The 19756-nt window shown below is 55.8% G+C and carries 16 protein-coding genes; 11 read left to right on the plus strand and 5 right to left on the minus strand.

Features of this window, described 5'->3' with window-relative positions:
• Positions 1 to 19: 19 nt before the first annotated feature.
• From REIFOR_RS14115 to REIFOR_RS14125, 3 genes are all read left to right on the plus strand, one after another.
• Positions 20 to 1804, plus strand: a complete 1785-nt coding sequence (locus tag REIFOR_RS14115; protein WP_100258177.1) for a GspE/PulE family protein — start codon at positions 20 to 22, stop codon at positions 1802 to 1804.
• Positions 1797 to 3041, plus strand: a complete 1245-nt coding sequence (locus tag REIFOR_RS14120) for a type II secretion system F family protein (protein WP_100258178.1) — start codon at positions 1797 to 1799, stop codon at positions 3039 to 3041. The genes REIFOR_RS14115 and REIFOR_RS14120 overlap by 8 nt, the downstream gene beginning before the upstream one ends.
• Positions 3042 to 3125: 84 nt before the next feature.
• Complete coding sequence (locus tag REIFOR_RS14125) at positions 3126 to 4091, plus strand: patatin-like phospholipase family protein (RefSeq protein WP_100258179.1); 966 nt, start codon at positions 3126 to 3128, stop codon at positions 4089 to 4091.
• A 17-nt stretch (positions 4092 to 4108) separates the two neighbouring features.
• Here the strand turns inward: REIFOR_RS14125 and REIFOR_RS14130 are convergent, their stop codons facing one another.
• Together REIFOR_RS14130 and REIFOR_RS14135 are read right to left on the minus strand one after the other, a co-directional pair.
• Positions 4109 to 5116 carry an ABC transporter permease gene (locus REIFOR_RS14130; RefSeq protein WP_100258180.1) on the minus strand — a complete coding sequence of 336 codons (1008 nt, stop codon included), beginning with the start codon at positions 5114 to 5116 and terminating at the stop codon, positions 4109 to 4111.
• A gap of 5 nt (positions 5117 to 5121) precedes the next feature.
• A complete protein-coding gene (locus REIFOR_RS14135) occupies positions 5122 to 6000 on the minus strand; it encodes an ABC transporter ATP-binding protein (RefSeq protein ID WP_100258181.1) in 879 nt (292 codons plus the stop codon).
• Positions 6001 to 6264: 264 nt separating this feature from the next.
• On the opposite strand from REIFOR_RS14135, the gene REIFOR_RS14145 reads away from it, so the two are divergent.
• Positions 6265 to 7029: a DnaT-like ssDNA-binding domain-containing protein gene (locus tag REIFOR_RS14145; protein WP_100258183.1), complete on the plus strand. Its 765-nt coding sequence runs from the start codon at positions 6265 to 6267 to the stop codon at positions 7027 to 7029.
• Positions 6926 to 7717: a replication protein P gene (locus REIFOR_RS14150; RefSeq protein ID WP_145980304.1), complete on the plus strand. Its 792-nt coding sequence runs from the start codon at positions 6926 to 6928 to the stop codon at positions 7715 to 7717. The genes REIFOR_RS14145 and REIFOR_RS14150 overlap by 104 nt, the downstream gene beginning before the upstream one ends.
• Position 7718: 1 nt before the next feature.
• Here REIFOR_RS14150 and REIFOR_RS14155 read toward each other — a convergent pair whose 3' ends face one another.
• The 3 genes from REIFOR_RS14155 to rpmE form a co-directional block, all read right to left on the minus strand.
• Positions 7719 to 9065 carry an SH3 domain-containing protein gene (locus REIFOR_RS14155; protein ID WP_100258185.1) on the minus strand — a complete coding sequence of 449 codons (1347 nt, stop codon included), beginning with the start codon at positions 9063 to 9065 and terminating at the stop codon, positions 7719 to 7721.
• Between the two features lie 259 nt (positions 9066 to 9324).
• A complete protein-coding gene (locus tag REIFOR_RS14160) occupies positions 9325 to 10572 on the minus strand; it encodes a malic enzyme-like NAD(P)-binding protein (protein ID WP_100258186.1) in 1248 nt (415 codons plus the stop codon).
• Between the two features lie 223 nt (positions 10573 to 10795).
• A complete protein-coding gene (rpmE, locus tag REIFOR_RS14165; protein WP_100258187.1) occupies positions 10796 to 11011 on the minus strand; it encodes a 50S ribosomal protein L31 in 216 nt (71 codons plus the stop codon).
• A gap of 135 nt (positions 11012 to 11146) precedes the next feature.
• Between rpmE and REIFOR_RS14170 the strand changes: the two genes are divergently transcribed.
• The 6 genes from REIFOR_RS14170 to REIFOR_RS14195 all read left to right on the plus strand — a co-directional run bounded on the left by REIFOR_RS14170 (position 11147) and on the right by REIFOR_RS14195 (position 19742).
• The gene (locus REIFOR_RS14170) at positions 11147 to 13342 is read left to right on the plus strand and encodes a primosomal protein N' (RefSeq protein WP_158524396.1); all 2196 of its coding nucleotides are present in this window, start codon (positions 11147 to 11149) and stop codon (positions 13340 to 13342) included.
• A gap of 312 nt (positions 13343 to 13654) precedes the next feature.
• The gene (gene argS / locus REIFOR_RS14175; RefSeq protein WP_100258189.1) at positions 13655 to 15340 is read left to right on the plus strand and encodes an arginine--tRNA ligase; all 1686 of its coding nucleotides are present in this window, start codon (positions 13655 to 13657) and stop codon (positions 15338 to 15340) included.
• Between the two features lie 13 nt (positions 15341 to 15353).
• Positions 15354 to 16010: an SPOR domain-containing protein gene (locus REIFOR_RS14180; protein WP_100258190.1), complete on the plus strand. Its 657-nt coding sequence runs from the start codon at positions 15354 to 15356 to the stop codon at positions 16008 to 16010.
• A gap of 139 nt (positions 16011 to 16149) precedes the next feature.
• Positions 16150 to 16668, plus strand: coding sequence for an ATP-dependent protease subunit HslV (hslV, locus tag REIFOR_RS14185; protein ID WP_100258191.1), 519 nt, complete (start codon positions 16150 to 16152; stop codon positions 16666 to 16668).
• Between the two features lie 89 nt (positions 16669 to 16757).
• A complete protein-coding gene (gene hslU / locus REIFOR_RS14190) occupies positions 16758 to 18089 on the plus strand; it encodes an ATP-dependent protease ATPase subunit HslU (protein WP_100258192.1) in 1332 nt (443 codons plus the stop codon).
• A gap of 123 nt (positions 18090 to 18212) precedes the next feature.
• Positions 18213 to 19742: an HD domain-containing phosphohydrolase gene (locus REIFOR_RS14195; RefSeq protein WP_100258800.1), complete on the plus strand. Its 1530-nt coding sequence runs from the start codon at positions 18213 to 18215 to the stop codon at positions 19740 to 19742.
• Positions 19743 to 19756: the final 14 nt, after the last annotated feature.

The following is a 19756-nucleotide window of genomic DNA, read 5'->3' on the forward strand; positions in this document are numbered from 1 at the left end:
GCCCCGGGTAGATCCTAAGATGACGACGCAAGCAGCCTCATCGGCCACCAAAGGGGCAAGAATTCGACTCGGCGACCTACTCGTCGAGGCCGGTGCGATCACTTCCGGGCAACTGGGTTTGGCTCTGCAGGAGCAAAAAATCACTGGCAAGAAAATCGGCCGGGTGCTGCTCGATATGGGCCTAATTCAAGAACTGCAACTGCTCTCGATCCTGTCTGAACATCTCAAGATTCCCTTTATTGAATTGCGCCAATTTCAGCTCGACAGCAAGCTGATGCTGGCACTCGATGAGTCCGTTGCGCGCCGCTTTCGCTGCTTAATTTTAGCCGAGCACCAGGACGGCCTGCAGCTGGCCATGGCCGACCCGCTCGACCTGATGGCCATGGACGCGGTGGAAAAGGCCCTTAACAAAACCATTTACCCGGCAATCGTACGCGAATCGGAACTCTTGGCGACGCTCGACATTGTCTATCGCAACACCAGCGCAATCGAATCATTGGCCGGTGAACTCGACAGTGAGCTGTCCCACTCCGACTTCGACCTAGCCGGTCTGGCCGATGACAGCGACCTGCAGGATGCCCCGGTGGTGCGCTTGCTGCAGTCGGTGCTGGAAGATGCGGTGACCATTAAAGCATCGGATATTCACATCGAACCGGACGAGAACGTATTTCGAATCCGCATGCGCGTCGATGGCGTTCTGCAAGAGCAGGTGATTAAGGAAAAACGCGTCGCGTCGGCCCTGGTGATGCGTTTGAAAATCATGTCCAATCTGGATATCGCCGAACGTCGCCTGCCGCAAGATGGCCGCTTCAATGTCCGAGTGCGCAATCGTTCGGTCGATATCCGCATCTCGACCATGCCGGTACAGTTTGGCGAGTCGGTGGTGATGCGGTTACTCGATCAGTCGTCCGGCATTTTGAGCTTAGAGGCGCTCGGTATGCCAGAGGATATTCGCAAACGCTTTGAAATCATGATTGAACGACCCCACGGCTTGATACTGGTTACCGGCCCGACCGGCAGTGGCAAGACCACCACCCTCTACTCGGCCCTGTCGACGCTGAATACGCCCAGTCGGAAGATCATCACCGCAGAGGATCCGATCGAGTATCGCTTGAGTCGTATCAATCAGGTACAGGTCAACACCAAGATCAATCTGACCTTTGCCCATATCTTGCGCACGGCCCTGCGCCAAGATCCCGATATCGTCTTGATCGGTGAAATGCGTGACCAGGAAACCGTCGCCATTGGCGTTCGAGCGGCGATGACCGGTCACCTGGTGATGAGTACCCTACACACCAACGATGCGGTCTCCAGTGCCATACGCCTGGCCGATATGGGCGTGCAAGCCTATATGGTGGCCACCGCACTGCGCGGAATTTTGGCCCAGCGACTGTTGCGCCGAATCTGCTTGGAGTGCCGAGTACCGCACCAACCCGATTCGCGCCAACAGCTATGGTTACGCAATATGCTCGGCGGCAAATTTGCCAATGGCCAGTTCCATCGCGGCGAGGGTTGCTACCACTGCAATAATACCGGCTATACCGGCCGGATCGCCGTCTATGAATGGTTAGAGTTAGATGACGCGCTGTTGATGGCTCTGCGCGATCAAAATCACAATGCCTTTATCGATGCAGCGCGGAACAATCCCAACTTTAAGACGATGGAAGAGTTGGCCCTGGAATACGCGCAGGCGGGCATCACCCATCTGGATGAGGTGTTCCGCATTTCGATCGATCTCGATGACTTCGAGGGCGATCGACCCAATATGGCTGTGGCCCATATGGGGGCCGAGCTCGATGGCTGACTTCTATTATCAAGGCCGCGACGGCCAGGGCGCCCAGGTAGAGGGCATCCTAAGCGCTGAGTCGCGCAGCGCGGTGTTGGCGCAACTGAAGCGTCAAAGCCTGATCGCCACCCGAGTCGAACCGGCTAGTGGCCAACTCAAGGGCACCGGTCTGTCGCTGAGCACGCTTTGGGCGAGCCTATCAAGGCTCTTTCAACCCACTACCGTCTCGATCGACGAACTGATCATGTTCAGTCGGCAAATGTATGCCTTGGCACGCTCGGGCATTCCGTTGATCCGGGCGATCAGCGGCTTGGCCGATGCTACCCGTTCGCCGGTGCTGGCCCGGGTGCTGCGCGATATCACCCGCAGCCTAACCCAGGGCACCACCATGTCAAACGCCTTTCGCGGCCATCCGGAGGTGTTCGGGGAGCTCTTTGTGTCGATGATTCGCATGGGTGAAACCACCGGTCGACTCGACTCCGCCTTTAAGCAGTTGATCGATCATCTGGAACTGGAAAAGGACACCCGTAAAAAGATCGTCGCCGCGACCCGATACCCGATGATCGTTACCGTCTTTATCCTGATTGCACTATTTATTATTAATATTTTTGTGGTGCCACAGTTTGCCAGTATTTTCAGCAAGCTCGGTGCCGACCTGCCCGCGCCGACGCTGCTGCTCATCGCCAGTTCAAACTTTATGATCGCTTACTGGTGGGCCATCTTGGGCGTGCTCGCCGGCAGTATTATTGCCCTGGTGCGTTGGAAAAAAACCCCATCTGGGCTCCTCACCTGGGACCGATGGGTGTTAAAGGTACCGATTCTTGGCGGCATCTTCGAACGGGTCGCTCTGGGCCGCTTCGCCCGACCCTTCGCGATGATGCTCGAGGCCGGCGTACCCTTGCTGCAGGCCCTAGCAGTGACCGCCCGCACCGTTGGCAATGAGCATATAGGCAAGGGCATTGACGGCATGCAGAATGGCATCGAGCGGGGCGAGTCGCTCTTGGCGACGGCATCGAGCAGCGGGATGTTCAATCCGCTGATTCTGCAAATGATTGCCGTCGGCGAGGAGACCGGTAATGTCTCCGATCTGTTGGTCGACATCGCCGACTTCTATGACCAAGAAGTAGAATACGATTTAAAACGCATGGCCGAATCGATCGAACCCTTGTTATTGATGTTTATGGGCGCTATGGTCCTGATTTTGGCACTGGGCGTCTTTTTGCCGATGTGGGAACTGGGTTCAGCGGTCAACTAGGCCTTACCCATGCCCTGCTCAGCGGCTGCGCGTTCGGCCGCCAATGGCCACTCGCCTGGTACGATCCCCCTTAAGGAGTTACAGATGGCAGCAAAAACCGTGTCTTTGGTTCTCGGCAGCGGCGGCGCCCGTGGCATGGCCCACATCGGCGTGATTCGATGTTTGGAAGATCAGGGCTATCAGATCGAAAACATTGCCGGCGCCAGCATCGGTGCGCTGGTCGGTGGCTTCTATGCGGCGGGGCAGCTGGATCGGCTGCAAAGCTGGGTTACCGCCTTGGAGCGCAAGGATGTGTTAGGCCTGCTCGATCTCAGCTTTACCGGTGGAGGCTTCTTTAAAGGCGTTAAGCTGATGGATGCGCTCAGCTCGCTGGTCAAAGATCAGGTCATCGAGGACCTGACCATCAAATTAACCGTTGTCGCGGTGGATTTGGATCGCCAGAAGGAAGTCTGGTTTACCGACGGCAGCCTATTCGAGGCCATTCGAGGCTCTATTGCGATCCCCTCGGTCTTTAAACCGCACAACTATCGCGATATGTGGCTGGTCGACGGTGGCGTGCTCAATCCGGTTCCGGTGTCGGCAGCCATGCAGCAGGTCACGGATCTGACCATCGCAGTCAATCTGAATGCCAAACGAACACCCTTCAATATGGTTAGCCAGTCGCGCGAGCCGCATATCGCGCTCGATCAGGTATCGCAGCGCGGCGTGCAACGGGCCATCGGCCGGTTTATCGATCGTTGGAAAAGCGAGGATGCTGTGGAACCAGAGAGTCGACGTGCGAACGAATACAGCACGTTGGAACTGCTCAACCGCAGTATCGAAACAATGCAAAACACCATCGCCCAGATGAAGTTGGCGGCCAATATTCCCGATATTTTGGTCGAAGTGCCCTACGATTGCGGCGGCCTATTCGATTACCATCTTGCGGACAAAAATATCGAACGCGGCTACGATCTATGCCTGGACGCCCTAAAACGCTATGAGGCCCAAGGTGGCGAGCCGACGCCGGATATCATCACACCGCCCTTGACCATCGAAGAAGGCCTTTAATTAGGGCGCCCGACGCGCTAGCGGCCGTCGGCAGCCCAGCTAAAGGTCATCGAACCGATGGCCAGAAAGATCGCCGACATCAGCGCTAGAACCGCCAGATGATCGCTGATGGCGACAAAGCCGGCGCCATCGACCATGATCGCCCGCAGTGCTTGGACCAGATGGGTCAGAGGCATCAGCTGGGAAATCTGATGCACCAGGTGCGGAGCGCCCTCCAGTGAAAACCAGACCTCGGATAAGCCCATCATCGGCCAAGTGGTCATATTCAATAACCCGCCGGTAAATTCCTCACTGCGCAGGCGGGCGGCAACCAGCAACCCTAGACTGACCAACGCCAAAGCCCCCATAAACATGGTCAATACTAGCAAGGCCAGGCTGCCGAGCATCAAGGTCGAGAGCAAAAAACGCGCGCCCAGCAAGAGTACCAGACCGACAATCACCACCATCACAATGCGCGACATCAGCTGACCGCCGATAAATTCCAAGGCGGTCAACGGCGTCGCATTCAACCGCTTGAGCACCCCATTTTTACGATAGCGAACGATGGCGTAACCGACACCAAAGAGGGCACTAAACATAATATTCATGCCGATAATGCCGGGCAAGACCCAATCGACATAACGAATGGCGCTGCCCCGAATCACCGTGCGGTTAAAATCCGGATCCCTGACCGCCAAGATCTGTTCAGCCATATAGCCCTTTCGACTCTCCTCATTGACCCAGTATTGCGCTCGATCAATATCGATCAGCAGATCGATCTGATGGCGGGCTAAGGGGGCCAAGCCGCGCTCGAGGTCGCCATAGGGAATAAATTGAATGTGTTTGGTGGCCATAAAGACTGGGCGACTGATGTAGCCATCCTGTTCCGACAGGACCCCAACCTTATACATGGGTTGTGCTTGGCCAAAAATATAGTAGAAGCCGAGCAAGAGCAGAAATGGAAATAACAGATTCCAGGTAAAGGTACTGCGATCGCGAAAGAACTCGGTGTTTCGGGCCCGAAAAACAGCCAGCATACGTTTCATAGTGCCTACCCCCGTAGCGCATGGCCGGTTAGTTTGAGAAACAGATCATCCAGGTTAGCACTCTTGATCTGCATACCATCTAAAGGGATACCCTGAGCAAGCAACTGTTGTAGCGTCTTATCGAGCTGTTCCGTGAGTAACTCGATGTGCTGATTGCGTTCCACAAAGGCCAGATCAACCGCCTTGCCGACCAGATTGGCCTTGGGCAATTGCACCAGCACGCCCTGAAAATGCTCGGCCAACAGACTGCTGGGGGAGCCGCGCGCGACTATCTGACCCTGATCGAGAATGGCAATGGTATCGCATAACATCTGCGCCTCATCCATATAGTGAGTCGTCAGGACGATGGTTTTCCCCTGCGCCTTGATGGCACCGATCAGGTCCCAAAAATTACGCCGTGCCTGAGGGTCCAGACCGGTAGTCGGTTCATCGAGAAACACCAGATCGGGATTGTTGATCAACGCTAACGCGAGCAACATCCGCTGCCGCTGGCCGCCCGACAATTTGCGCGCGTCCTGGCGGATAAACTCACCCAGAGCACACAGCTCGACCAGTTCTGCGATGGCGGCCGGCTGTTCATAAAAGGATGCAAAGAGCTGCAGGGTTTCGGCCACGGTGAGATGATCCTGCAAGGCCGTATGCTGGAATTGAATACCCACACGACTATAGAGCGCCTTGCTGGCCGGCTGGCCAAAGAGGCTAATCAGACCCGATGTGGGCTTAACGATACCCTCAAGCATCTCGATGGTCGTGGTTTTACCGGCGCCATTGGGACCGAGCAGACCAAAGCAACTGCCTTCGGCGATGGCAAAGCTGATACCGTCGACGGCCAGCAGAGAGCCATAGGTTTTTGTTAAGGACCGCACCTCAATCACATCGGCCATGGTCACGCGTCTCCTGTTGATGCGTCTGCAGATCAAAAGCGACAGGCTAACTAAGCCCGGCCCAACTTACCAGCCTCTTCTGGCGTCCCTGCCTCACTTTGCAGCCGCTGACGGCAATACCAAGGCCGCCGCGGCAAAAATGTCAGCGTTCAAACGACGATACAAACTCACTCGATGCCTGACCCTGTGATATAATAACCGGCTGTATTTAACTTCGTTTAGACTCCGCTAAACCGACAAAAGGCTGTGATACTCTTGGAAAAAATGTTGCTGGTGTCACCTCTTTTGGCCCAAACTCTCGGCCTGGAAGAGGCTCTTTTGGTGCAGCTGCTGTTTGATCTGCAACAACTGCAGGGCAGCGCCGAAGTCCCGTTAAGTCGGCAACAACAGCAAACATTGGTGCCGTTCTGGACCGCCAGTCAATTCAGCCTCGTGCTTAAGCGCCTCAGGGCGCTCGGGCTGGTCCAGGTCAGGGGTGAGGGGCCTTGGACCATTGTCTGCGATACCGCCCTATTCGATAACGCAGCTAAGCTCCAGGTCATGGCGCCGGCGGAGCCCACGATCCAGGCGAGCCGGCCGGCGTTGCGCAGCGAGCCAGTGCCGGTCTACGCCCTAAGCGAACCTATAAATGAGACACGCCAGCGCAATCAATTCGACGAAGAGCTGGCCTATCTAAAAAACGATCCACCGGCAACGCCAGCCGGCCGAGCTCGCAAGAGCCGGCTCGGCCAAGATTGGGAGCCGAGTGACAGCTTTCCAAAACTGCTCGCCTTCCACGATATTCCAATGGAATTTGCCCTTTCCGAATTGGCGAAATTCCGGCAGTATTACACAGCCACAGACCGAACCGAAATCAGTTGGGATGTTCGCTTCCTGAACTGGGTTCAGCGATCCTGGCACGACTCACTCAATTCCAAGGGTAGACATGACCGACAACAAGCGACAAATGGTGAGTCTGCAGAGCCTGCTCGAGACAAGCGCACCCAGGTCCGAGATGCCCTCCGAAATATCCGGGATACTGACTGGTAAGCGGCCAAGCATTGATCACGACACCAAGGTGTTAATCAATATGATTTTTGCCCGCTTCCACCATATTTACACCCATCGCTTCGAAAGTGCCTACCGGGACGAAACTACGCTAAATCAGGCCAAACGCGAATGGGCCATGACGCTACTGGGTACCTCGGCGAATCTGATTGAGTTTGCCCTGGAACGCTGCAAACGTGAGCATGCTTGGCCACCGACCATCGCCGAATTTTTGAAACTACTGCAACCCTCACCCGAGACACTAGGCTTACCAGCCCTAGAAGACGCCTATTTGGAAGGGTGCCGTTTCAGTCATGATCCATCGAATCATGGTTGGAGTCATCTTATTGTGCAACTGGCCGCGCAGCAGGTCGGCTACTTTAGGCTGCGCTCAGAAACAGAACGCACCACGCGACCAATCTTTGCCCGTCAGTATCAGAAGTTGATTGAACGCTTGGTTCGAGGTGAGAGTCTGGAGCTAAAGGAGGTGGTCAGTTTACCGCCGCCAGATTTCGATGCCGAGGATCGCTTATTGGTGCGGCTGGATGAATTGGCGGTGCCGGCTGAAAAAGCCCAATTGATCGCTTACTACCTAACCAAACCCGCCGGCAGCCAGGTTCGGCAGCGCTATCGAGCGAGAGCTCTAAGCCAGTTAAGCGAACTGAACCTGGCACTCGAATTACCAGAGTAGCTTATGGCAAGTCCACTTCCGCTAAGAATCGGGCGCTGGCATAACCGGTTTCGCCCTCAACCTTGACCGCCATCCATTGCCCACCCACTTGACCCGGATAGGCCCAAACCCGTGCGTTGGTTGCTAACTTGATCAGCACCGGGCTGTCGACCAATGGCTCACGGCGAACGTTCAGGATCGTCGCGGTGACTTCCATCAAGACTCGACTGCCGAGCCACTGGGCCGATGGTGTGACTGCTGAGCGTGCGCGTTCTGCCAAAGGGTCGATGGTAACAACGCCAAGCTGTTCCGTCACGGCCAAGGGTATTGCCTCGATAACCGGTGGCGCTGGCGGTGGCGCTGGCGCTGGCGATTCAACGACCACCATGGTCACCGGCTCAAGCACCGCTTCGCCAGGCGCCACAACATCGCCCACCCGTTCGGCACGCATTTCTGTCGGTGCCGTGGGCTCCTGCTCAATGGGCGCCGATGCAATATTAGTCAAACCAATCGGTGCCGTCGGTATGTCGGCAGGGGCGGACTCGGTAGCGACTGCCGCTGGGCTCGCCATATCGGCAGGCAAAATAGCACTGTAGACCGGTTCTGGGGTGGTGACTAGCTTTGGACTCACCATCTCAACCGGAGCTGGGGCACTTGACGCCGGCTGAGCGTCGGCCAACAACCCATCATGCGACATGGTAGGGACCTGTAAACGACCCAGCTGCAGCGGCCCAAAAACCAGACCACCGACCAGTAGGGCACCAAAGACGGTGCCGCCAATAAAGCCATAGAGGCCGCCACGATTTTTGTCAGCCTGGTTCACAACCGGATAGGATGTACGCCGGTGCGTCGCACTGTGGCCATAGAGTCGCCACTCGACCCGGTCAAGATAACGCGGATCAATGGGCACCAAGGGTGCCCGGGGGCGCTCTAGATCGTCCTCTGCATATTCGTTAAATACAGCAGCGCCAATAACCATTTGCTGGCTGTCCTCAAAGTCGACTATCCGGCCGATAATCCGCAAGGCCAATGGCACCTGAGTGGGGAATTCATGGTCGACCAAGAGCAAACGCCAGCACGTATCGATCAAAAAGGGGATCTGTTGTTCGGACAGAGTGTCCGCGATCCATGTCAGGGCATCTATGTGACCTTCCACGTCTTGCTGTTCAAGAAACTGCGCCCAGCGCGCAGACAGGGCGCTGTCCGCATAGGGCAGCGCTGAATTAAGGATTCGATCGATTTGTTTCTCACTCGCAGGATAAACATGAGCTAACCACTGTAATGCCAGGTGAACCGACGCTTGGGTCGGGTCCGGATGGGTTAGCCAAAAAGCCATTGTCGATTCATCGAGTGGGTTATCGTTTGTCATTGTCATGTTTTTCAGTGAACTCAATCAGGGTCTGATTAGTAACAAATAAATAATACTTCTTTTACTATCCTAACATCAAATTAGCTCTTTCTGGAAATATGGGCGCCGTCAGGTCAGCGTTACACCTACGAACATACCCTTAGCAGGGTTAATGAGCGTGTGTTTATCTCGCTTCAGTGGACTCATATGATGCAAAGATGCCGCCAGAAACACTCTCTGGCGGCAGCGACCTGCTGGTGAGCAGGCCTGATGGTCGATGCTAGAGTTTGTAATGCTCTGGCAAAGGCAGACGCGCCACCCCGGAATCCACCGCGGCGCGTGCTACGGCACCGGCCACGCTAATTAACAGGCGCGGGTCCAACGGCTTGGGAATAATATACTCTTGACCGTAGACAAAGGCTGCACCGCCGTAAGCATCAACCACTTCTTGCAATACTGGCTCTTTGGCCAGATCACGCAGGGCATAGGCCGCCGCCAACTTCATCGCCTCGTTAATCTTGCTAGCACGAACATCTAAGGCTCCGCGAAAGATAAAGGGGAAGCCCAAGACATTATTGACCTGGTTTGGATAGTCCGAGCGACCGGTGGCCATAATTAAATCGCTGCGTTCGGCCCGCGCCAGTTCCGGCGAAATTTCAGGGTCCGGGTTAGAGCAAGCAAACACGACAGGCTTAGCGGCCATGGCACGCAGGTTTTCAACCGACAATTGGTTCGCACCCGACAGGCCCAAGAACACGTCGGCACCAACAATCGCTTCGGCCAGTGTGCGTGTTTCGGTGACGTCATTGGCAAACTCAGCTTTGTACTGGTTGACGCCTTCACGACCGGTGTAGATCACCCCGGTTCGATCAATCATTATTACGTTGTCTTTGTTCATACCCGCCGCAACCAGCAGGCGAGCACAAGAGATGGCTGCCGCACCGGCACCTAGACAAACCATTTTCGCCGTGGCGATGTCTTTACCCTGAATTTCCAGCGCATTCAACATACCGGCTACGGTCACGATGGCGGTACCATGTTGATCGTCGTGCATAATCGGAATATCGCAAGATTCGATCAGACGGCGTTCAATTTCGAAACACTCCGGTGCCTTAATGTCTTCCAAGTTGATGCCACCAAAGGTATCGGCGATCAGCTCAACAGTGCGTACTATTTCGTCGATATCGGCAGAATTGATCTCGATGTCGACTGAATCGATAGCGGCAAAGCGCTTAAACAACAATGCCTTACCTTCCATAACTGGCTTACTGGCCAAACTGCCCAGGTTGCCCAAGCCCAAAATGGCGCTGCCATTGGAGACAACGGCGACCAGATTACCCTTAATGGTGTACTTGTAGGCATCATCTGGATTGGCGGCAATAGCGCGCACTGGCTCGGCAACACCCGGGCTATAGGCTAACGCCAGGTCGCGTGATGTTTCTGCAGGGGTGCTGATTTCGATGCTGAGCTTGCCGGGCTTGGGGTTGGCATGATAATCGAGAGCGTCTTGCTTGAAGTTGTCAGACATGAATACTTCCTGTTGTTATTGGTGTTTTCGGTGGCGCTAGCATAACGCCGCGCTGCCCCGCGCTCAACCTAAGCTTAGTATCATTTTACCAAGCACCAATTATCGTGCCATCGGCGGCGTTTGAAGATGCCCAAAGACCCTAAAGGACGGGCCGGAGCAGAAATTGCCCGCATAAAAAAAACCCAGTATAAACCGGGCTTCTTCTAACAATCGATGTGACGGATCACTTACCGATTTTACGTCCGCCGAAACGGGTGTTGAACTTGTCAATTCGACCGCCGATATCAACATTCTTCTGCTTACCCGTGTAGAAAGGGTGGCAAGCGGAACATACGTCTAAGTGCATGGCACCAACACGAGTTGACTGGGTGGCAATAACATTACCGCACGAACAAGTTGCAGTAAGGGCTTCATATTTAGGGTGCATATTATCTTGCATAACTAATACCTCAATTTACGCCGCTACCTGGTCGTTGCCGGGCACCGCGCTTTGACGGAACATAAACTTTAGGGGCACAATGGTCATTAGACCAGCCCCCAAAAAGGGAGCGCAATACTACCAGAGTCCAATCATTTGACAAGCCAAATAAAGATTCCGCCCTATAGAATCCATGTCGCCATACCCGGCCCCTTCAGTGGACCGCTCGGTTACTGCCATCACAGCCCGGTTGCACTCGGCGCGCGTTGCCTGGTCCCCCTAGGTCGCCGGAGCGTGGTCGGAGTGACCGTCGCGCCCGGGCCCGATGGCGCGGACTATCCCATTGAAAGGCTCAAGCCCATCGGCGCCGTACTCGACCCAGGCGCCTTGCTGCCGGCCGACATCTTGGCGCTGGCGGCGTGGTTGGGGCGCTATTACCTGCATGAATTCAGCAGCGGCTTTCTGCTTGCTCTGCCTGCCCTGTTGCGCAAAGGCGGCGGCGCCGAGTTGCCGGTCGAGGAATGGGTCACCCTGACGGTCCCCGGTGTGGCGATCCTGCCCGACCAACTGAAACGCTCAGTGGCTCAACAACAGTTGATCGCCTTGCTGCAAGACATTTCTACCAGTACGGTGCGCGCACTGCGCGAGCGCGGCTTCAGTCGCGGCCAACTGACCAGTCTGGTTAAGAAGGACCTGATCACGATCCAAATCCATCAGGACGACCAGCCCATAGCCCCTACGGGCACTTTGTTTGAACCGGCCCTTGAGCTCAATAATGAGCAGCAACTGGCGCTCGATGCGGTCAATCGCGAGCCCTATTCACCCTTTCTGCTGGAAGGGGTCACTGGGAGCGGCAAGACCGAAGTCTATTTACAGGCGATCGAACGCTGCCTGCGGGAAGGCAAACGCGCTTTGGTACTGGTACCGGAAATTGGTCTGACTCCGCAGACCATTCAGCGCTTCCAAAGTCGTTTCCAGGATCGCGTAGTGGCCTTGCATTCTGGCCTGTCCGACGCGCAACGCCTGTCGGCTTGGCTGCAAGCCAGCCTCGGACAGGCCGCGATCGTAATTGGCACCCGCTCGGCAGTGCTCACTCCATTACCCAATCTCGGACTGATCGTGGTCGATGAAGAGCACGACCTGTCCTATAAACAGCAAGATAGCCTGCGCTATCAGGCGCGCGATGTGGCGCTCAAACGTGCCCACGATGCCGGCATTCCCATAATCCTGGGTACGGCAACGCCGTCATTGGAAAGTTTACACAACGCTCAAACCGGTCGCTTTGGCCACCTGCTGTTAAATCATCGTGCCGGCGGGATGGCCCTGCCCGGCGTGGAGACCATCGACATGCGCAAACAGCAACATCAGAACGGGCTGTCTGAACGGCTCCTGATGCGTGTGGCCGACCATCTGGCCGATGGCAACCAGGTGCTGCTGTTCCTAAATCGGCGCGGCTACGCGCCATCTTGGTTTTGCGCTGACTGTGGCTGGATGGCCGACTGTGTGTTTTGCGATGCGCATCTAACCCATCATCGCCAGGGCTATAGCAACATTTGCCATCATTGTGGCCATCGCGAGGCGCCGCGCAAGAGCTGCCCCACCTGCCATTCCAACCAGGTATCGGCCATGGGCACCGGCACCGAGCGGGCCGAAGAACTGCTCGGCGAACTCTTTCCCGCGGTTCCGGTGATTCGTTTCGATCGCGATGCCGCCAGTACTCGACACAAGTTTGTCGCCCAACTGGAGCGCACCGACCTGCCCGGTCCGGCGATCATCGTCGGCACCCAGATGCTGGCCAAAGGCCACCATTTTGAGCGGGTGACACTGGTCGGCATTTGGGATATCGATATCGGACTGTTCAGTGCCGATCTGCGCGCGCGGGAACGCATGGGGCAACTCTTAACCCAGGTCTCCGGTCGCTCCGGGCGCGGCGAACGGCGCGGCGAAGTATTGATCCAGACCTATTACCCGGACGATCCGATCTTTGTGCCGCTCAAGCAGCATGACTATCGTACCTTTGCCAACGACCTGCTGGCCGAGCGCCAACGCAGTGGCCTGCCGCCCTTTGGCTATCTGGCGGTAATTCGCTGCGATAGCGCCTTCGCCGATCGAGCCGAGGCGCGCCTGCAGCAAATGGCGCATTATCTATTGAGTACGAAACGAGTTCGGGTGTTGGGGCCCATTCCCGCCCTACTGTCCCGGCGCGCCGGCAAACACCGCTTTATGCTCATCGTGCAGAGTGACAAGCGCAGCCATCTGCACCAGAGCCTAACCCCGCTACACCAGCATTATCCGCGCGACCAACAGCAGGTCAGCTGGCACATCGATATTGACCCAGCCGAGCTGGCTTAGTCGCGCAGACACGTCGACCAGCCGCCCGCATCATTTACTCCATCACCAGCCGGGCCGACGAATTGACTGGTCCCGGCCAACGGGTCGTAGCCGATCAACTTGGTCGGTCATTTTGCTTATTCGGCACAATATTGACAAATATACCCAAATATAAAGTCAATAATATGGCGCCCACCCACCAAGACTCCGCTGCCGATCCGCTGATAGTCTAACCTCCGTTCGCCGATACGGGACGCTGGCTACTGAGGCCGAAAATATGGATAATGCGCAGCGCTTTACCGCCCATTTCCTCGTTCCGGAGAACACTTTTTCATGAAGCAACAGATTGCTCAACTGTTAGCCACCGCTGCCGAACAATTGAAAGCGACCGGTTTTATTCCGAGTGACCAGGCCATCGCGGTCATGGTCGATAATACTCGTGACAAAAGCCATGGTGATCTGACCAGCAATCTGGCGCTTATTTTGGCCAAGGCGTGCCGCAATAATCCGCGCGCCGTGGCCACCGCCTTGATTGCGGCGCTGCCCGAGACACCGCTGGTCAGCAAGATCGAAATTGCCGGGCCGGGCTTTATTAACTTCTTTTTGGCCGGTGCCTCGAGCGTGGAAATTGTCGCCGAAGTCTTGGCCCAAGGTTCGGCCTTTGGCACCAACAACTCCGGTGACGGACGTCGAGTGCAGGTCGAATTTGTTTCCGCCAACCCAACCGGCCCATTGCATGTCGGCCACGGTCGCGGTGCCGCCGTCGGCGACTCGCTGTGTCGCGTTTTGGCCGCCAACGGTTGGCAGCCCACCCGAGAATTTTATTACAATGACGCCGGCGCCCAGATTCAAAATTTGGCCCTATCGGTGTCGGCCCGGGTGCACAATATCGCACCAGACCAAGAGGGTTGGCCGGAAAATGGTTATCGCGGCGATTACATCAGTGATGTGGCCCGTGCGTATCTGGCCGGTGAAACAGTGATTGCCGATGACCAGAATGTCACCGCCAATGGCGATCCAGACGATTTGGATGCCATACGCCAGTTCGCTGTGGCCTATTTGCGCCGCGAACAGGATCTGGACTTGCAGGCCTTCGATGTCGACTTCGATGTGTACTTTCTCGAATCCTCGCTCTATGCCGACGGTCTAGTCGAGGAAACCGTGACTAAATTGATTGCCAGCGGCTTCACCTATGAAAAGGATGACGCCCTGTGGCTAAAGACCACCGACTTCGGTGACGACAAAGATCGGGTGATGCGCAAAAAAGACGGCGGCTATACCTACTTTGTCCCCGATGTGGCCTATCACAAAAATAAATTTGAACGTGGCTTCGACCGAGTTATCAATCAGCAAGGTGCCGACCATCACAGCACCGTCACCCGAGTACGCGCTGGTTTACAGGCCCTTCAGGTTGGCATTCCGGCCGGCTACCCCGATTATAACCTGCATCAGATGGTCATGGTCGTACGCGGTGGGGAAGAGGTGAAACTCTCCAAGCGAGCGGGCAGCTATGTCACGTTGCGCGATCTGATCGATGAGGTCGGCCGCGATGCGACCCGCTATTTCTTGGTGTCGCGCCGAGGTGATGCCCAGATCACCTTTGATATCGATCTGGCTCGATCAAAAAATAACGACAACCCGGTCTATTATATTCAATACGCTCATGCCCGCGTATTTGGCGTTCTCGACCGGCTGGTCGACCAGCAACTGAGCTTTAACCAGGCCGATGGCCTGGCCGCCTTGAGCCGCCTCGATCAAGAAGCGGAACGCGAATTAATGACCCAGCTGCGGCGCTATAGTGACATTGTAAAAAGCGCCGGTACAGCCCTCGAACCTGCTATGATTGCCAACTATTTACGGGATCTGGCCGGCCTGTTTCACAGCTACTACAACAACCATAAGATGTTGGTAGCCGACGATGAAATTCGTAACGCCCGCCTGGTCTTGTCCACTGCCGTTGCACAAGTCCTGGCCAATGGCCTAGACCTGTTAGGCGTCAGCGCACCTGAAAAAATGTAACCTGGAGTAACCGATGGCACGCGATTTCGCCCACAAACCCAAGGCCCCTCAGGGCAGTTCCATTCCAACTTGGGTGTGGATCTTTACCGTGACGGTGGCCCTTGGTTTTGGCGCTTTCTTATATTATTTAAACGCAGTACCGGCCGACAAGGGCGGTGCCGACGCCGTGCGCAAACAGCTGGCCATCGCCTTGCGCGAACCGCTGGCCGCACCTGAGTCCACGGCGGTCAGCCCGGAATATGAAAGCATTGAGGACATTAAGACCAAGGCTGAGACACTCAAGCAGGCCTTCGAGTTTTATCAATTATTGGAAACCGATGAGGTGTCGATCGATCTGCCAGGCGACCGGATAGCCCCGACCGTGCCGACCCAGAGCGGCCCAGCTGCCAGCCAAGACAGCTCCAGCAAGGCGGCGCCCGTGGCGGTGCCCGACGCTAAAAACTGGATTATTCAGGTCGCCTCGTTTAATCGGGTGGCTGACGCTGATCGGTTGCGCGCGGAACTTATATTAAATGGGTTACCCAATACTGAAATACAGTCGGTCGAAGTGACCGGTAAAGGCACCTTTCACCGTGTTATGGTCGGCCCCTTTGATCATCGCCCCTCGCTCAACAAGGCCCAAGACACGCTCGCGAAACTCAACTATCAGGTCCTGGTCAAGAGCCAATAGCAGTCTCCATTGCCACCGCCGGGTGATCGCTTAGCGCCCTGCCTGCGCGCCCAGCAATGGCTTAATTTGCCCCTTACCTTTTAAACTTGCGCCGACGTCCCCACATAGATCGTTGAATTCAATGATAGGCAACCCCTTCATGACAACGATTGTTGCGGTCCGCCGTAATGACCAGGTCGTTATCGCCGGCGATGGTCAAGTATCTCTTGGAAATACCGTATTAAAAAGCAATGCCCGCAAGGTGCGCCGCCTGTATCAAAACAAGGTGATCGCCGGCTTTGCCGGTGGCACCGCCGATGCCTTTACGTTATTTGAAAAATTCGAGGCCCACCTGCAGCAGCACAGCGGCCATCTCACCCGCGCGGCGGTTGAGCTGGCCAAAGAATGGCGTTCCGATCGGGCGTTGCGGCGCCTGGAAGCCCTGCTGTTGGTCGCCGATGGCGAGACGTCTCTGCTTATTTCGGGCACCGGCGATGTGGTGGAACCGGAATATGGCGTGATCGCCATCGGTTCAGGCGGCAACTACGCCTTCGCGGCGGCCCGCGCGCTCTATGAAAACACCGATCTGGACGCTAAAACTATCGCCGAAAAGTCCATGGCCTTAGCCGCAGATATTTGCGTCTTCACCAACCACTCGGTGGTTGTCGAAACGCTGTAAAACAGTTCACCGGCCCCTGCCAACGCGGCAAGGACCACGCCCGACGCGGCACATCACTCGCGGCGGGCCCTATTAGGTAAGAGGTTAGCATGTCGACAATGACACCCAGAGAAATCGTCCATGAGCTGGACAAACACATTATTGGTCAGGACGACGCCAAACGCGCCGTGGCCATTGCGCTGCGTAATCGCTGGCGGCGCATGCAACTCGATGAGCGGATGCGCGACGAAATCACACCGAAAAACATTCTCATGATTGGCCCGACCGGAGTTGGTAAAACAGAAATTGCACGGCGCTTGGCAAAGCTGTCCAATGCGCCTTTTATCAAGGTCGAGGCGACCAAGTTTACCGAAGTCGGCTATGTCGGGCGCGATGTCGAGTCGATTATTCGTGACCTGGTCGAAACCGGCATCAAGCTGTTTCGCGACCATGAATTGCATGCCGTCCGGCCGCGTGCCGAGGATGCGGCCGAAGACCGAATCCTCGATATACTCTTACCATCGGCGCGCACCGGTTCGACCGATGACGACTCTAAAGCGCAACCGTCGGCGACCCGACAGACCTTCCGTAAACGCCTACGCGAAGGCGAACTGGACGCTAAGGAAATTGAGATAGAACTGGCCGAAGCCAAGGTGGGGGTCGAAATTATGGCGCCACCGGGTATGGAAGAAATGACCAGCCAGTTGCAGAATATGTTTTCCAATATGGGCAAGGAAAAAACTAAGACCCGCAAGGTACCGATCAAAGAAGCCCTTAAGCTGCTGACCGAGGAAGAAGCCGGCCGGATGATCAACGAGGACACGCTGCGCCAACGGGCCCTGCACGCGGTGGAGCAAAACGGTATCGTGTTTCTCGATGAGATCGACAAGATTGCCAAGAGTGACAATCGCGGTGGCGGTGACGTCAGCCGGGATGGCGTGCAGCGCGACCTGTTACCGCTCATAGAGGGCTGTACGGTCAATACCAAGTACGGCATGGTAAAGACCGACCATATCCTCTTTATAGCCAGTGGTGCCTTTCACTTTTCCAAACCGAGCGATCTGATCCCCGAATTACAGGGCCGATTACCAATACGAGTGAATCTGCAGGCACTGACACCGGACGACTTCAAGCGTATTTTAACCGAGCCGGACTACAGCATTACCGAGCAGTATAGCGCGTTGATGCAGGCCGAAAATCTCTTGGTGGATTTCAGTGACGATGCCATCGAAGCCATCGCCCGGACGGCGTACCAGGTCAATGAGAACACCGAGAACATCGGAGCTCGACGCCTACACACCATCATGGAACGGTTGTTTGAAGGCATATCCTTTGATGCCAGTGAACGCTCGGGCGAAAAGCAGTCTATCGATGCCGCCTTTGTCGAGGCCGCGCTCGGTGAACTGGCTCAAAACGAAGATCTCAGTCGCTTTATTCTCTAGCGACCAGCGCGAAGCACGGTCGATTTAACCCGCCGTGCTGCGCACCATTAAGTCAAATTGGCGCTGGCAATACCGCATATCTGTGCTTTAGTTAGGGCTCGCCATAAGTCGATGCCCAAGCCGATGACCCGCATGATTTTCAGTGCCGATACCCTACCGCCCTTAACCAGTGAGCCGCCCTGCGAACCTTGGCACATTCTAATAGTCGACGACGAACCCAGTGTTCACGATGTCACCCGGCTGACCCTGAACCGACTGGAACTGTTCGGCCAGCCGGTCAAGCTGCACTCGGCTTTTTCAGCAGCCGAAGCCCGGCTCATGCTGGAGTCGGACACCCAATACTGTTTAGCCTTTGTCGATGTCGTGATGGAGACCCCCCATGCCGGTCTGGAGTTAGTCGAGTGGATTCGCAACGACCGGATGAACGGCGCTATCCGTCTCATTCTGCGTACCGGCCAAGCCGGTATGGCACCAGAGTCGGACGTTATCCGCAACTATGATATCAATGACTACAAATCCAAGACCGAGCTGACCGCTCAAGGCTTGGCTACCTGCGTATTCAATGCTGTGCGCGGTTATAAGGATATCACCACCATCGGTAGCCAATTGGCCGCGTTTCGACAATTGATCGATACCTCCGCCGGTCTGCTCAAACTCGATAGTTTGGATCTCATGGCCAGCTCCGCCCTGCAAGGGTTATTGAGCATTTTACAACTGGAGCGTTCAACGCTCTATCTGGCACGACGTCAGCACAGCTTATTTGCCGAATCAATCGACACCCTGCTCAGTTGTGGCAATGGCGCGCAACAATGCGTGAGCAGCGGCCTAGAGGGTCTCCCTGAGGCGATTCGCGCACGCATTGAACAAACCTTTAGCGATCAAAGCACCGTCGCTAGCGCACAAGACTTTGTCGGTTATTTCGCCACCGGTCAGGATGCCGCGGTGGTCTTATGGGTCGAATATCCGGCTGATGAGAGTCATTTTCGAGCCGGCTTGATCGAGCTCTATGCCAGCCAACTGGTGCTAATCTTTGAAAACCTGATGCGCCAAAACCAGCTCGCCAGCAATCAGAAGGAGCTAATGTATATAGTCGGTGATGCCATCGAGGCGCGTAGCCTGGAGACCGGCAGTCATGTCAAACGGGTCGCGCTGATCTGTGAGTTTTTTGCCCAGCAGTTGGCGCTGCCCAGAGAGTTTATTGAAGCCATTAAGATTGCCGCACCCCTGCACGACATCGGCAAAATAGCCATTTCCGAAGCCATCCTGCACAAACCGGGCAAGTTCACCTCGGATGAATGGGCTATTATGCAAACTCATGCCGCCATCGGGGGCCAGATTTTGGAGCAATCCAAGCTGCCGGTAGCCTGCTTAGGCGCCCGCCTGGCGCGCTGGCATCATGAAAATTGGGATGGCAGTGGTTACCCTGATGGCCTGGTCGGCGATAAGATCCCCATGGAGGCTCGGATTATGGCCATGGCCGATGTCTTTGATGCCCTAGGGTCACAACGCAGCTATAAGGAGCCGTGGCATAACGAGGCGATCTTGGCCTATATCGTTAATCAGAGTGGCATTAAGTTCGATCCCGACCTGGTCGATATTCTCCGGCTCAACATCGACGAACTGGTGCTGCTGCGCAATCAAATTCCCGATTAGCAAGCAGGACGAAA

This window comes from Reinekea forsetii (assembly GCF_002795845.1).
Lineage (GTDB): Bacteria > Pseudomonadota > Gammaproteobacteria > Pseudomonadales > Natronospirillaceae > Reinekea > Reinekea forsetii.